The 14,543-nt window shown below is 45.4% G+C and carries 12 protein-coding genes; 8 read left to right on the top strand and 4 right to left on the bottom strand.

Going from position 1 to position 14,543, the window contains the following annotated elements; all coding sequences use genetic code 11:
- Positions 1–98: 98 nt before the first annotated feature.
- Positions 99–2,291, top strand: a complete 2,193-nt coding sequence (locus GSQ66_RS04665; protein ID WP_162426393.1) for a glutamine synthetase III family protein — start codon at positions 99–101, stop codon at positions 2,289–2,291.
- A gap of 899 nt (positions 2,292–3,190) precedes the next feature.
- Here the strand turns inward: GSQ66_RS04665 and GSQ66_RS04660 are convergent.
- Positions 3,191–3,556: a hypothetical protein gene (locus tag GSQ66_RS04660; RefSeq protein ID WP_162426392.1), complete on the bottom strand. Its 366-nt coding sequence runs from the start codon at positions 3,554–3,556 to the stop codon at positions 3,191–3,193.
- A gap of 156 nt (positions 3,557–3,712) precedes the next feature.
- Here GSQ66_RS04660 and ispG point away from each other — a divergent pair, with 156 nt between their 5' ends.
- The 4 genes from ispG (at position 3,713) to GSQ66_RS04645 (ending at position 7,120) form a co-directional block, all read left to right on the top strand.
- Positions 3,713–5,686: a (E)-4-hydroxy-3-methylbut-2-enyl-diphosphate synthase gene (ispG, locus tag GSQ66_RS04655; protein WP_162426391.1), complete on the top strand. Its 1,974-nt coding sequence runs from the start codon at positions 3,713–3,715 to the stop codon at positions 5,684–5,686.
- A 106-nt stretch (positions 5,687–5,792) separates the two neighbouring features.
- Positions 5,793–5,957 carry a DUF6728 family protein gene (locus GSQ66_RS18770; RefSeq protein ID WP_187030079.1) on the top strand — a complete coding sequence of 55 codons (165 nt, stop codon included), beginning with the start codon at positions 5,793–5,795 and terminating at the stop codon, positions 5,955–5,957.
- 89 nt (positions 5,958–6,046) lie between these two features.
- Positions 6,047–6,406: an MmcQ/YjbR family DNA-binding protein gene (locus tag GSQ66_RS04650; protein WP_162426390.1), complete on the top strand. Its 360-nt coding sequence runs from the start codon at positions 6,047–6,049 to the stop codon at positions 6,404–6,406.
- 225 nt (positions 6,407–6,631) lie between these two features.
- The gene (locus GSQ66_RS04645) at positions 6,632–7,120 is read left to right on the top strand and encodes a MarR family winged helix-turn-helix transcriptional regulator (RefSeq protein ID WP_162426389.1); all 489 of its coding nucleotides are present in this window, start codon (positions 6,632–6,634) and stop codon (positions 7,118–7,120) included.
- Positions 7,121–7,274: 154 nt separating this feature from the next.
- Here GSQ66_RS04645 and leuS read toward each other — a convergent pair whose 3' ends face one another.
- Entirely contained in the window at positions 7,275–10,040 is a 2,766-nt protein-coding gene (gene leuS / locus GSQ66_RS04640) for a leucine--tRNA ligase (RefSeq protein WP_162426388.1), read from the bottom strand.
- Between the two features lie 229 nt (positions 10,041–10,269).
- Here leuS and GSQ66_RS04635 point away from each other — a divergent pair, with 229 nt between their 5' ends.
- Positions 10,270–10,923, top strand: coding sequence for a DsbA family protein (locus tag GSQ66_RS04635; protein ID WP_162426387.1), 654 nt, complete (start codon positions 10,270–10,272; stop codon positions 10,921–10,923).
- A gap of 64 nt (positions 10,924–10,987) precedes the next feature.
- The gene (locus GSQ66_RS04630; protein WP_162426386.1) at positions 10,988–11,707 is read left to right on the top strand and encodes a DUF1003 domain-containing protein; all 720 of its coding nucleotides are present in this window, start codon (positions 10,988–10,990) and stop codon (positions 11,705–11,707) included.
- Here the strand turns inward: GSQ66_RS04630 and GSQ66_RS04625 are convergent.
- Together GSQ66_RS04625 and GSQ66_RS04620 are read right to left on the bottom strand one after the other, a co-directional pair.
- Positions 11,704–12,435, bottom strand: a complete 732-nt coding sequence (locus GSQ66_RS04625) for a spheroidene monooxygenase (RefSeq protein WP_162426385.1) — start codon at positions 12,433–12,435, stop codon at positions 11,704–11,706. The genes GSQ66_RS04630 and GSQ66_RS04625 overlap by 4 nt on opposite strands.
- Positions 12,436–12,577: 142 nt before the next feature.
- Positions 12,578–13,072, bottom strand: coding sequence for a pyridoxamine 5'-phosphate oxidase family protein (locus GSQ66_RS04620; RefSeq protein ID WP_162426384.1), 495 nt, complete (start codon positions 13,070–13,072; stop codon positions 12,578–12,580).
- Between the two features lie 131 nt (positions 13,073–13,203).
- On the opposite strand from GSQ66_RS04620, the gene GSQ66_RS04615 reads away from it, so the two are divergent.
- Complete coding sequence (locus GSQ66_RS04615; protein WP_162426383.1) at positions 13,204–13,788, top strand: acyl carrier protein phosphodiesterase; 585 nt, start codon at positions 13,204–13,206, stop codon at positions 13,786–13,788.
- Positions 13,789–14,543: the final 755 nt, after the last annotated feature.

Below are 14,543 nucleotides of genomic sequence, written 5' to 3'. Positions count from 1 at the left end.
TTTTCAAAACACCCCTAAAAAAACACACCCCTAATAGTTGACTTTTTTATTTTACCTCTAACTTTGCAGTTACAAATAAACATCTCAATCCAGAACTCATGGCAATACTTCGTTTCAAAGCGCTAGAGCTTGTAAGCCAGCGCAAACCTTGTGAAGTAAATCTTCCTTCACAAGTTGCTTCAGACTACTTTGGCGAAAATGTATTTAACCTGCAGGCTATGCGCGCCACATTGTCTTCTGAATTCTTTAAGAAGCTAAAGCGAACGATAGATTCCGGCGAAAAAGTAGACCGCAACCTGGCCGATGCTGTTGCTGCAGCCATGAGAACGTGGGCTATGAGCAAAGGTGCCACACACTATACGCATTGGTTTCAACCACTAAATGGTGCCACTGCCGAAAAGCACGATTCATTCTTTGACCTGACCTCTGAAGGTGAAGCTATTGAAAGCTTTAGAGGAAGTGCACTGGTACAGCAGGAGCCAGATGCCTCTTCGTTTCCGAGTGGTGGTATTCGTAATACATTCGAAGCGCGTGGCTATAGTGCATGGGATCCTTCTTCGCCAGCTTTCCTGATCGAAAATGCCGGTGCCAAAACGCTTTGTATTCCCACGATCTTTGTGTCTTACACAGGTGAGGCCCTTGACTATAAAACACCTTTATTAAAGTCTCTTAATTTATTGAGTAATGCGGCTTTGCCGGTTTGCCAGTATTTTGATAAAGATGTTACCAAAGTAAATACCACGTTAGGGATTGAGCAGGAATACTTTCTGGTAGACCGGGCTTTGTATGAGGCCCGCCCGGATATGGTGATGACCGGCCGCACATTGTTCGGACACTCGCCTGCAAAAGGGCAGCAGCTCGAAGACCATTATTTTGGTTCTATTCCAAGCCGTGTGCACGCCTTTATGGTAGATTTCGAAAAGTCTGCCTTGCGCCTGGGGATTCCGGTTAGAACACGTCACAACGAAGTAGCTCCAAACCAGTTCGAATGTGCTCCGACCTACGAAGATGCCAACCTTGCTGTAGACCATAACCAGCTTTTAATGGATATTATGGCGCGCGTGGCAGAACGTCATCACTTTAAGGTATTACTTCATGAGAAACCTTATAAAGGAGTAAACGGTAGCGGTAAGCACAATAACTGGGCATTAAGCACAAACACAGGTATAAACCTGCTGAGCCCGGGTAAAAAGCCAAAAGAGAACCTGCAGTTCCTTACTTTCTTCATTAACACGGTAATGGCGGTTCATAAGCACGCTGATCTGCTTCGCGCCAGCATTGCATCTGCCAGCAACGACCACCGTTTAGGTGCAAACGAAGCTCCGCCGGCCATCATGTCTGTATTTGTGGGGCAGCAATTATCTGCAGTGTTGGATGAACTGGAGCGTACTTCAAAAGTGCCGATGGAGAAAGGCGATAACATGTACCTGAAACTGGGCATCGACCGTATCCCGGAAGTACTTCGCGACAACACCGACCGTAACCGTACGTCACCATTTGCTTTTACAGGTAATAAATTTGAGTTCCGTGCAGTAGGTTCATCTGCCAACAGCTCCTCATCCATGACGGTGCTGAATACTATAGTTGCCGACCAGTTGATCGAATTCCGCAAGGTTGTGGATGAACTGATCGAGGTGAAAGGCATGAAAAAGGAACTGGCCATCATCCAGGTATTGCGCGAATATGTAGTAGCTTCCAAAGCTATTCGTTTTGAAGGAAACGGCTACTCTAAAGAGTGGGAAGAAGAAGCGGAACGTCGTGGGTTATCTAATGTTAAGTCTACACCGCTGGCGCTGGATGTTTTCCATAGAGCTGATGTTAAAGAGTTATTCTCAAGAAATGGCATTTTTACAGAAGTTGAGTTAGCAGCCCGCCACGAAATTTTGCTCGAAGATTACATTAAAAAGATCCAGATCGAATCCCGTATTATGGGTGACCTGGCTGTGAATCACGTTATCCCAACGGCAGTTGCTTATCAGAACAAACTGATCCAGAATATCCGTGGCCTGAAAGACCTGGGCCTGGAAGATGAATACATGGAAACTACTTTGGAAAGCATAAAGCGTATTTCGCGCCATATTTCGACCATCCAGCGTAACGTAGTCGACATGATCAAGACCCGTAAAGTAGCCAATCAGGTAGAAGATGTTCGTGAGAAAGCCATCATGTACCGTGAGCAGATCTTCAGCTATTTCGATACGATCCGTACCAGCGTAGATAAGTTGGAATTGATGGTTGACGATGAAGACTGGCCTTTAGTGAAGTATCGCGAACTGATGTTCCGTCATTAATCGTATTTTGGTTTTATAGAGAAGGGACCTCTGAAAAGATGTCCCTTTTTGTTTTTCTTTTCATTCCGAGCTAAGCCGGGGAGCTTATGAGTCCTATAATTCCACTTTTGTCATTTCGACGTCAGGAGAAATCTGAGTGCTATAGTTTGATTTACTTCTAACCTGAACAAAGCCTTTCTTCTATTGCCACTTCCAATCCTGGGAGCTTTATGAACCTACAGTTTCAATTTAGCTTTGGTGCCCTCACGGCCGGGAGGCCCCGTCTTCGGGCATCGCGCTGCTGCTTTCTTGCTACCCTCGCTCTGCTCGGGTTGCCTGACGGCACCGCAACAAAGCAAAGGCGCTCAACCCAAAGACTGTGATCAGTTCGATAGCTAAACTATAGTTAAGTGAAGCTCTATTGCACTTAGCTTTACCGTGGCTGTAATTCCGTAGGGACAGGTCGCGACCTGTCCGCTCGACAGGCTGTAACTATAGCTAATTCAGGTTTCTCCTAACGTCGAAATGACAGATGGACAAGTCGTAGCAGAAAAGCCCCCCTTTGAAGGGGGCAGGGGGATGACAAACAGAAACTATAAAACTATAGCTAAGCTTTAACTATAGCCAAAATTCCCCTCTTGGGAGGGGCAGGGGTGGGTTAGAACAGCAACTATAAAACTATAACTCCATCTATAGCAAAGGCTGGTAAGCTCCTTCCCCTGTTTTTAGGGGAAGGCTGGGAAGGGGTAAAACTATAGCCATGGCCTAAAAACTCCCCGCCTCAGCCTACCGGGAAACAATTTAGAAGTTAAAGCCGAAGAGTTGAGTGTGGTAAGATCACAGCAATTATAGCACTACAACTATAACCAAAATCCCTTTTTGGTAGGGAGCAGGTTAACATCCACTGTCAGCTACTTATTTCAGCTTTTAAACCTGTTTATCACACTTCCACTTAATTTTGCGAGTACAAGTGGCAGAATAACCAGGGCTATACCCACGGCAATAACTTTTCTTAAGCCAAGACGCATGATCAGGTTGGTGGCGATGTGGTCCCGGAGTTCGTTTAGCATGAATTGTCCGGCTTTGGTCATAGGTTTGCCTTCCAGCACATCGTTCACGGCTCTCCAGTTACCTTTTTGTAACTGGCGTTTCAGAAATCCTATTACTGATTCGTTGGTAATAAGAATAGCCTGACTTACCTGATCCTGCCGTAGTTTGCCCCAGCGCAGCAGGTCGCTTAACCGCTGTTGCGTATTATCGGGCATGAAAGCGCGCATGTGTATCATAAGTTGCTGATTTATAATGCTTCATACGTAAATCATAACACTTCTGTGCGGCCTGCTTAATGTTATGCTGAAAAAAGCTAATTTTACGTAATTTCCCCTTTGAACAAAGCAGACGCAACTTTAGTTAAGAGATAGATGAATTGCGAGATCGATCAAATGAATAAGAGCTATTGCCCGAGCCTGACAGAATATAAACGTCGTAAAACGCGTGTTGTAACTATAGGCGGTGTTCCGATGGGCGGCGATTACCCGATTCGGGTGCAGTCGATGACGACAGTGGACACCATGGATACGATGGGTTCTGTGGAGCAGTGCATCCGGATGATTGAAGCCGGTTGTGAGTATATCCGGATTACGGCGCCCAGCATAAAAGAAGCTGAAAATCTGAAGAACATAAAAGATGAACTGAACAGGCGTGGTTATAATGTACCCCTTGTTGCTGACATCCATTTTACGCCGAATGCCGCTGAAGTTGCTGCCCGTATAGTTGAGAAGGTTCGCGTAAACCCGGGCAACTATGCTGACAAGAAGAAATTTGAAGTAATAGAATATAACGACGAAACGTACCAGGCTGAGCTTGACCGCATCCGTGATCGCTTTTTGCCACTGGTGCGCATTTGTAAAGAACACGGTACTGCCATGCGAATTGGTACCAACCACGGCTCGTTATCAGACAGAATCCTGAGCCGTTACGGAGATACCCCAATTGGCATGGTGGAAAGTGCGCTGGAGTTTATCCGTATCTGCGAAAGCGAAGGCTACTATGATCTGGTTATCTCGATGAAGGCTTCGAATACGCAGGTAATGGTGCAGGCGTATCGTTTGCTTGTCCAGAAGCTTGATGAGGAAGGTTTACAACCCTATCCGTTACATTTGGGCGTAACTGAAGCCGGCGAAGCAGAAGATGGGCGTATTAAGTCGGCAGTTGGTATTGGTACTTTGCTGGAAGATGGCCTGGGCGATACTGTTCGCGTTTCGTTAACCGAAGCTCCTGAGGCAGAAGCGCCGGTAGCCAAAGCATTGATCGACCGCTATACGCATCGCGCCGAAAAAGCCGCTCCGATTAAGCCGATCTGCAATGTTCCGATAGATCCGTTCCAGTATCACCGCAGGGAAACGATAGAAGTAGAAAACCTAGGCGCACAGAATGTTCCCCGTGTTATTGCTGACCTGAGCCGCCTTACAGAAGTACAATATGCAGACCTGAAAAGTGTGGGCCATTTGTATTCCATGCTGCTCGATAAGTTTAACATGAACGACCTGGGTGCTGACTATATCTATACCGGCGATAACCCGATCACGTTTATGTTGCCAAACGGGCTGAAGGAGATCGTAAACTATAGTTCGTGGCAGAAAGCAGCGCATAGCGAACACAGACATCCACTTTTAACTGCAGCGCAATACCTGGCAGATCAGCCTCGTCATGCCAAGCTTAACTTTGTACTGGCAACTATAGCTGACCTGACCCAGGAGGTAATAGAAAGGCTCAAGACCGATGGAACAGCCGTTCTTATGCTGCATACGACCAACGAACATGCCATGCCCGAACTGCGCAAATGCTTTTTCAGGCTGATGAATAATGGCGTACAGGCACCGTGTATCATTAAAAGAGAATACGGACTGCTAACTTCAGATGAAGTTCAACTATACGCTTCTACCGATATGGGTGGCTTGCTGATTGATGGGCTGGGAGATGGAGTAATGCTAGGCACCGAACTGTTACCGGATCAGGAAAAAGGAGCGTGGCTGCAAACTATAGATACGCTGAATAAACTAAGTTTCGGCATACTACAGGCGGCCCGCACACGAATGAGCAAAACAGAGTACATCAGTTGCCCGAGCTGTGGACGAACTCTATTTGATCTGCAGGAAACTACGGCTATGATCCGTAAACGCACCGACCACCTGAAAGGCGTGAAGATCGGGATTATGGGTTGTATCGTGAACGGTCCCGGTGAAATGGCTGATGCTGATTATGGCTATGTTGGGGTAGGTAAAGATAAGATTGCGCTGTATCGTGGGCAGACAGTAGTTAAAAAATCGGTACCCGCCGACCGCGCCGTTGATGAACTGATTGAACTGATACGCGAAGATGCCCGCTGGATTGAACCGGTTATACTGGAAGAATAGTCTGCCAACTATAAATCTTTTGTTATCTTTAAGTAATGTGATGTAGGGCAGCTAAAACTATAGTTACTGCTTTTTTGAGTACTGATAAATATTAACTGAAAACCATATGAAGGGATTATTTGATTTCACGGAAGTAGCGACTTACTTTTTCCGTAAAAAAGACCCGAACCGCAAGAGCACCTTTAACCTGCGTGCCATGCACACGATCAATAAAATATCTATCCTGATGTTCCTGGCTGCTATCATTTACTTTATTATCAAGCATATTTAGGCAGAACTAAACTATATACTATGGAAAGGAGGGCTACACAGTTCTCCTTTTTTTATTACATTAGAGCTATAATTTACGTCATTACAGGTATGGATATAGAAGCGTTCCGAGATTATTGCATGGCCAAGCCCGGCACCACAGAAGAACTGCCTTTTGATGAGGATACGCTGGTTTTTAAAGTGTGCGGAAAAATGTATGCACTATGCAGCATTTCAGAATTTGAGAAAGGCATTGCTTTAAAGTGCGACCCTGAACAGGCTGTTTTATTACGGGAGCAATACCAGCAAATTAAACCCGGATACCACATGAACAAACTGCATTGGAACACTGTGCTTCCTGAGGCAGGTTTACCAGGGCAGTTATTACAGGAACTTATAGATCATTCATACTTTTTAGTAGCTTCTAAATTAACAAAGGCACAAAAGCAGTCTATAAATTTTAAGATGTAGCAACCTTATACTTCTTTATCGGTAAGATATATTTCTTTGTTATTTACTGCGCCAGCTGGTACTTGTAACAAGGGATATGAAGAACGGGTAAAACCGAATGACCTGGTATGTTGACCTGATTTGCAGTTGGTCGATAGATGATAGGCATTGAGATGATTTATTTAGCCGTCTATCTTATTTATTCAGAATTTTTAAGTATAATTGGAGCACACCTGAGACTAAATTATGCATTTTGAGAATGAAGTTGGGGTTAAAATCCGCAACGAATGGCAGAAGGCGAGCTTGAACCTTCTTTATACTTCTGGGTTTCTTTTTAATGGGTACGAGAGCTTTTTTAAACGCCATGGCCTTACTACACAGCAATATAACGCATTACGTATTTTAAGGGATCAGTTTCCAACACCCATCTCAACATCCGGACTTCGGGATAAGATGCTGGATAAAATGTCAGATACTTCCAGGTTAGTGAGCCGGTTAAATGCAAAGGGGTTTGTGGAAGTAAAGCAGAATCCGCATGATAAGCGATTGGTAAACATAATACTATCTGAGAAGGGCCACGACATGATGGCCGGGATTGATCCTGAACTTAGCCTGTTAGATGGCCTGCTTCATGATTTGAGTGAAGAAGAAGCTACACAGTTGAGTGAACTGCTATCGAAAGTACGCAAATCAATAAAAACTGCCTCTAAGCGTATTCGTGCAACTCCGGCATAAACCAACTGAACTATAGTACCTCCAACATAACTAAGGTGATGATGCACAAAGCATGATCACCTTTTTGTTTGGTGTAGACCGAACCTAAATGCTAAAAGCCGTCAGATGGGTTCCTGACGGCTTTTAGTGAGTTAGTTGGTAAAATGGAATACTCTTATACTACCACGTTTATGATTTTGTTAGGTACTATAATAACTTTCTTTGGTGTTTTTCCATCAAAAAATCTTATTACCTGCTCATCTGCCAGCACCGCTTTTTCTATTTCATCGCGCGGCGTATCTGTCGCAAACGAAAGCTTGTGGCGCGTCTTTCCGTTCACGGATACCGGGTACTCAAACGTGTTTTCTACAAGGTACTCTTCTTTCCATTGCGGGAAGGTAGCATAACTGATACTCTCAGAATGGCCAAGCTGCTGCCATAGTTCTTCGGTAATATGCGGTGCATAAGGTGCCAGAACTATAGTTAAAGGCTCCAGTATAGCACGTTTGTTGGTTTTCAGCTGCGTCAGTTCGTTTACACAGATCATAAACGTAGCAACCGATGTATTGAACGAGAAACGCTCGATATCTTCTTCTACTTTTTTAATGGTCTTGTGTAAAGTTTTCAGTTCTTCGGCTGTTGGCGCTTCATCAGAAACCGAGAAATTACCACTGTTATCATGGAATAGTTTCCAGTACTTTTTCAGGAACTTGTGAACGCCGTCCATGCCGTTGGTATTCCATGGCTTGAACTGCTCCAGTGGCCCCAGGAACATCTCGTACATACGAAGCGTATCGGCACCCATTTTCTCAACCAGGTCATCCGGGTTCACCACGTTGTACTTCGACTTCGACATCTTCTCGATCTCAACACCGACATGGTACTTGCCATCTTCCAGCACAAACTCTGCATCAGCATTCTCTGGCCGCCACTTTTTAAAAGCTTCCAGGTCCAGCACGTCGTTCTCGACAATGTTCACATCCACATGTAATGGAGTTACATCATACTGGTCTTTCAGGCCGAAAGAAACATACTTATTCGTGTCTTTAATGCGGTACACAAAATTTGAACGACCCTGGATCATGCCCTGGTTAATGAGCTTTTTGAACGGCTCTTCTTCCACCACCAAGCCCAAGTCGAACATGAATTTGTTCCAGAAGCGGGAGTAGAGCAGGTGACCGGTTGCGTGCTCTGAACCGCCTATGTATAAATCTACATTGCGCCAGTATTCGATCTTATCTTTTGCTGCAAACTCGGTGTTGTTCTGTGGGTCCATGTAGCGGTACCAGTACCAGCTGCTTCCAGCCCAGCCCGGCATGGTGCTCAGTTCATACTCATATTGGTTTTCATGCTTCCAATCAACGGCGCGACCAAGAGGCGGCTCACCGGTTTCAGTTGGCAGGTACGCATCGATTTTCGGAAGCTCCAATGGCAACTCCTCGTCATTTAACAACTGCGGAATCCCATCTTTAAAGTAAACCGGAACAGGCTCGCCCCAATAGCGCTGGCGACTGAAAACAGCATCACGCATACGGTACTGCACGCGCCCCTTGCCAACACCCAGTTCTTCAGCTTTCGCTATACCAGCTTTTATAGCATCTTTCACATCCAGCCCGTTCAGGAAACCGGAATTGATGATCTTACCATCTTTTGCTGCGTAGGCTTCAACTTCTAGATTACCACCTGCTACAACTTCTCTTATTGGCAGGTTAAAGTGTTTGGCAAACGCATAGTCGCGCGAGTCGTGGCCTGGCACGGCCATTACCGCACCGGTACCATAACCAGGCAGTACATAATCGGCAATCCAGATCGACACACGCTCTTCAGAGATAGGGTTGATGGCGTAGGCACCAGTAAACACACCGCTTACGGTTTTTACGTCCGTCATTCGCTCACGCTCCGAACGGTTTTTAGCTACGTTTACATATTTTTCAACTTCGGCGCGTTGTGCGTCTGTGGTTATTTGTGCTACCAGGTCGTGCTCAGGTGCAAGCACTACGAAGGTTGCCCCGAAAATGGTATCGATGCGGGTAGTGAAAACTTTTATATGACCGTCGCCTTCAATAGCAAAGTCAAGTTCTGCACCAACCGATTTACTGATCCAGTTGCGCTGCATTTCTTTTACAGGCTCCGGCCAGTCTATAGTTTCCAGGCCCTGCAACAAACGCTCAGCATACGCCGTGATGCGCATCATCCACTGGCGCATTTTTTTACGCTCTACCGGGTAACCGCCACGCTCCGAAACGCCGCCAACTACTTCATCATTTGCCAGCACTGTGCCCAAAGCAGGGCACCAGTTCACGACAGCTTCGGCAACGTAAGTCAGTCTGTACTTCAGTAATAGTTCTGACTGCTGCTGCACGTTCATGCTTTTCCATTCTTCGGCTGTGAAGGCAGGTGTGTCTTCGTCGCAGGCGGCATTTATAGTTGCGTTACCGTTAGCTTCAAATGCAGCGATCAGCTTATCTATACTTTCCGCTTTGTCTGAACTATAGTTATAGTAGCTGTTGAACAGTTGTTTGAAGATCCACTGCGTCCACTTATAGTAGTTAGGGTCAGAGGTACGTACTTCGCGTTCCCAGTCAAAGGAGAAACCGATGTTTTTCAGCTGCTCAACATAACGGGCAATGTTCTGTTCAGTAGTTATGGCCGGGTGCTGACCGGTTTGTATCGCATATTGTTCAGCTGGTAATCCAAATGAGTCGAAGCCCATCGGATGCAGCACATTAAAACCTTTCAGGCGCTTGTAACGACTCACAATGTCAGAGGCAATATAGCCAAGCGGGTGACCTACGTGCAGACCGGCACCAGACGGATACGGGAACATATCCAGGGCGTAGTATTTTGGTTTACCGTTGGTTTCATTGGCTTTAAACGTCTGGTTCTCTTCCCAGTAGTGCTGCCATTTTTTCTCAATCTGGCTGAAATTATATTCTGACATAGTTTAAATCGAATTCGCTTGTTCTAACTTAAACCGCTAAGATAATTCATTGACCGGTGATTAAAGAGATTTTACTGATTAAAATGATTTCTGCTTTAGTTTTAATTATGCCTCATAACGCTGTAGTGCTGTAGTTTGGCGGTACACTTAATCATTGTAAATCATTCTAATCCCTTTAATCACTGGTCCAATTACGTTACCTTTGCACTTTTAATAGAGAACTATAGAAATGGAAAAATACGATCTGCTGGATGTGCCGCACCTGATCTATGTAATGGACCCCATGTGCTCGTGGTGCTATGGTTTTGCGCCGGTACTGCATCGCATAAAACAGGAACAGGAGGGCAAACTGAACTTTAAACTGGTACTGGGCGGACTCCGTGCAAATACAGAACCGATGGATGCAGAAAATCTAGCCAAAACCAAGCAGCATTGGCAGGATGTGGAGCAGGTTACCGGTCAACCGTTTGATTATAGTTTTTTTAACAGAACAGATTTTATCTATAACACTGAGCCGGCTTGCCGGGCGGTAGTTGCCATGCGCTATTTACATCCGGAATCTGAGCTGCTAATGGCTGAGAAGGTGCAGGATGCTTTTTATGCGGGTAATAACGATGTTACAAATGGCGTTGTGCTGGCTGAGATTGCTTCTACCTTCGGGATTGAAGAAGATACCTTTCTGGAGAAGTTTAACTCCGATGACATGAGAGAGAAAACCAAGCAGGATTTTGTGATCGCCCGCCACCTGCAGGCCATTGCTTTCCCGAGTATGTACCTGCTCAACGGACATGAAGTGCATCTGCTGAGCCGAGGTTATAGAACGTATGAAGCTATGGATATGCTGCTCAAGAATGCACTAAAACAGATCAACGACCTAAAATAAACCCTACAAATACCGCCGCTTCCGTTTTCTGCGTATGGCACTTTAAAGGTAATGCCAGAAACATATGAAAATGCATCGTAGCAACAGCGGCGTTTGCCAGGTAACCGGAAAACATTTGCCTATGCAGCAACTGGTGTCCGGCACAGACATACGCAAGGGCATCCTGGATTTAATGAAAGCAGAACATCCTCATTTTGATGAGAAAGGTTTTGTTTCTATTGCTGTGCTAAACCAGTACCGTAATAAGTACCTCGAAAATATGCTTACCAGCGAGCTGGGAGAATTGTCGGAGCTGGAAAAAGAGGTAATCAAAAGCATAAACGAACATGAGTTACTGTCTTCTAACATAGAAACAGAACTCTCCGAAAACCTTACGTTCGGGGAACGTGTATCCGATAAAATTGCGACTTTTGGTGGAAGCTGGACATTTATCCTGATCTTCTTTTCATTTCTTTTTCTCTGGATTGCCATCAATGTATACTTTGCAGCTACCCGGCCCTTTGATCCTTACCCTTTTATCCTTTTAAACCTGATACTTTCCTGCCTGGCTGCTATACAGGCACCTATTATTATGATGAGCCAGAACCGGAAAGAGGCAAAAGACCGGCAACGCTCGGAATATGATTACCAGGTGAACCTGAAAGCGGAACTGGAAATACGATTACTGCACGAAAAGATAGATCACCTGATCATCAACCAAAACCAGCGCCTGATAGAGATACAGCAAATTCAGGTAGACCTGCTGGAAGATATTATGGTAGGCTTAAAAAGCAAAAAGCATTAACCAGCCACGTAGCTACCTACCGGGTCTGTTCCGTTCCAGGTACCGACTGTTTTCAGCGGGATAAACCGGGCAAAAAGCTCCTCGGAGTACCAGTTTTCGGAGCGGGTTCTTCTGATTACTTCCTGGTGCTTCGGGTTGCGGTAGGCATATTTTTTCATAGCCTCTGCCGACTCCCAGATACTGAACGTTGCCTGGCGGATTAGTGGTAATTCACCCAGACCAATCGAGCAAACCAATCCATCTGCCTCATCCAGCGCTTTGCTGGATTGCGGCACAAAACGCCAGAAGTTGGGCAAAGCCCGCATGTTTATGCTGGCACGGGTAAGCACTGCAATAGGCCCTGAACTATAGTTTAAACTTGAAAGGGGTGAGAACGGTTCTTTTTTGTCCCATTGCCCGTGGCTATGCAAGGGGTGCAGGTAGCAGGTCCAGCGTTCAAATGTATGCTGTTCATATTCTTTTATCAGGTCGGAGCTCCGGAAAAAGTTATCAGCCGCTTCATCGCTTTCCCAGGTACAAAGCATACCGTAACGATAAAAATTTGGTTTGATGCTAAATCCTCTGCCACGTCCGCTACCCAGTAGTTTATAAAAAAACAAGCCCGGTACTTTCGCTAACTTCGGGCCAGCCGCACCCATTTGTGCCAACCCCCAGCGCAGGTGGCCCTTTTTAATACCAAACAAGGTGAGCGTCGTCAGGCGCGGTGCAGGAACTATAGTTGAAGACAAGGGAAAACAGGTTAAGAGTTTAGAGTTGAAAGTTACATGTTATCCTGAAAATGCATCGTTTAATTAAACGCCTATACGCAAAACACCTGCCGAACGGGAGTAAGGCAGGTGTTGCTTTCAAGCTATAGGTATAGTTTTATACTTACAGGTTGATCTTTTTGTTTTCGCCCGGATCGGCGCGCTCACCGGTTATAGCCGCTTTTACCACGCCATATAAATGTACTACGGCGCTGTTCGGCGAATCCCAGTATTCTGCTTTATCTATCGTTACTTTTATCAAGCCCACATTCGGATCGTCTATGCCTTCCGGAAACCAGGCTTTCATAGCCGGATTCCATAATTCATCAATCTTAGCTTTATCTCTTGACAAAGAAGCCCTGCCAGATACCGATACATACAGGTTATTCGAAGGATCTGCATAACTAAGGTTTACATGCGAGTCATTTTTTAGCTCATGCGATTTGGCAGATTCGTAACCAGTAAAGAACCAGATAATACCATCTTCCTTGATCTGCATGTTACGCATCGGGCGGCTGCGCAGGCTGCCGTCATCGTCTGCGGTGGTCATCATGGCAATGTCAATATCCTTGATCTTATCTATCAGTTTTTGCAGGTTCTCGTTTTGTTCGTTATTCATAGTTTTATTTTCTTGGATTAGTGTTTCTGATTACGCGCCCTTAAAGTAAAGGGTTTGTAACCTTGAGTTTATACTTTTGAGAACAATACAAAGTATAAGATGTTTAAAGTGATCTACCTTAAACTATAGTTTTGAATTATCTCGCTCATTTATACTTGTCTGGTAACGACGAAGAACTGCTGCTTGGCAACTTTATTGCGGATGCTGTAAAAGGCAACAAGGCAACACTTTATAGTCCGGGTATTGCCCGGGGCATAAAACTACATCGCCTGATCGATACTTATACAGATACGCACCCGGTAGTTTTAGAAACAAAAGTACGTCTGCGCGAAAAGTATAAAAAGTACGCGCCGGTGGTGGCAGATTTATATTTCGACCATTTTCTGGCAAAGCATTTTGACAGGTTCGCTAACGAGTCGTTAGAGAATTATACCCAACGTACCTATCGTCTGATCAACAGTCATTTTGAAGCTTTACCGGAGCGGGTGCAGTATTTTTTCCCGTACATGATGGAGCAGAACTGGCTGCTTGGTTATGCTGAAATAGAAGGGATAGGCCGTGCATTAACAGGGCTCAGCCGCCGCACAAGTTTTGAATCCGGAATGGAAACGGCAGGAGAGGAGCTGACTATAAACTATAGTTTGTATCACCGGGATTTTGAGTTGTTTTTCCCGGAGTTGGTGCATTATGTGGAGGAAATGAAGCATATAATTTGAGGTTGCTAACTATAGTTTTATAGTTGCCGTTTTACCACTTCCCAGCCTTCTCCTTTTATCGAGGCCCCTTCCCCAGAACAGGGGAAGGAGCTTTCGGCCTTTGCTATAGTTTAGGTTGTAGTTCTATAGTTTTGGTTTTAACCCACCCCTGCCCCTCCGAGGAGGGGAATTTTGGCTATAGTGTAGTTTGGTAAAAGTTCTATAGTTACCGTTGGTCATCCCCCTGCCCCATTTGAAGGGGGACTTTCTGCTACGGTTTTTTCAACTTGTCATTTCGACCTGCAGGAGAAATCTGAATTAGCTATAGTTAGCGGCTATAGTTCAGACCAAGATCGGACAGGTCTCGACCTGTCCCTACGGAACTATAGCCACGAAAAGTCGATGCAACTATTGCCTTTCAAACTAAAGTTAAAGCAGTTACTATCGAGCTGATCGCAGTCTTTGGGTTGAGCGCCTTTGCTTTGTTGCGGTGCCGCCAGGCAACACGAGCAGAGCGAGGGTAGCAAGAAAGCAGCAGCGCGATGCCCGAAGACGAGGCCTCCCGGCCGTGAGGGCACCAAAGCCAACTATAGAACGATAGGTGAGTAGAGCTCCCAGGATTAGAAGCAGCTATAAAAGAAAAGGCTTGGTTCGGAAAGTAAAATATCAAACTATAGAACCCAGATTTCTCACAGCTACGCAGCCTCTCTTCGACTAGCGTCTCAAGAATGTTCAAAATCACAAAAGCGGAAAAATAAACAGATTTAAAAACCTTG

Origin of the sequence: Pontibacter pudoricolor, assembly GCF_010092985.1 — a bacterium.
Lineage (GTDB): Bacteria > Bacteroidota > Bacteroidia > Cytophagales > Hymenobacteraceae > Pontibacter > Pontibacter pudoricolor.
The sequence above is the reverse complement of the archived record's forward strand: the minus strand, read 5'-3'. Positions and strand labels throughout refer to the sequence as shown.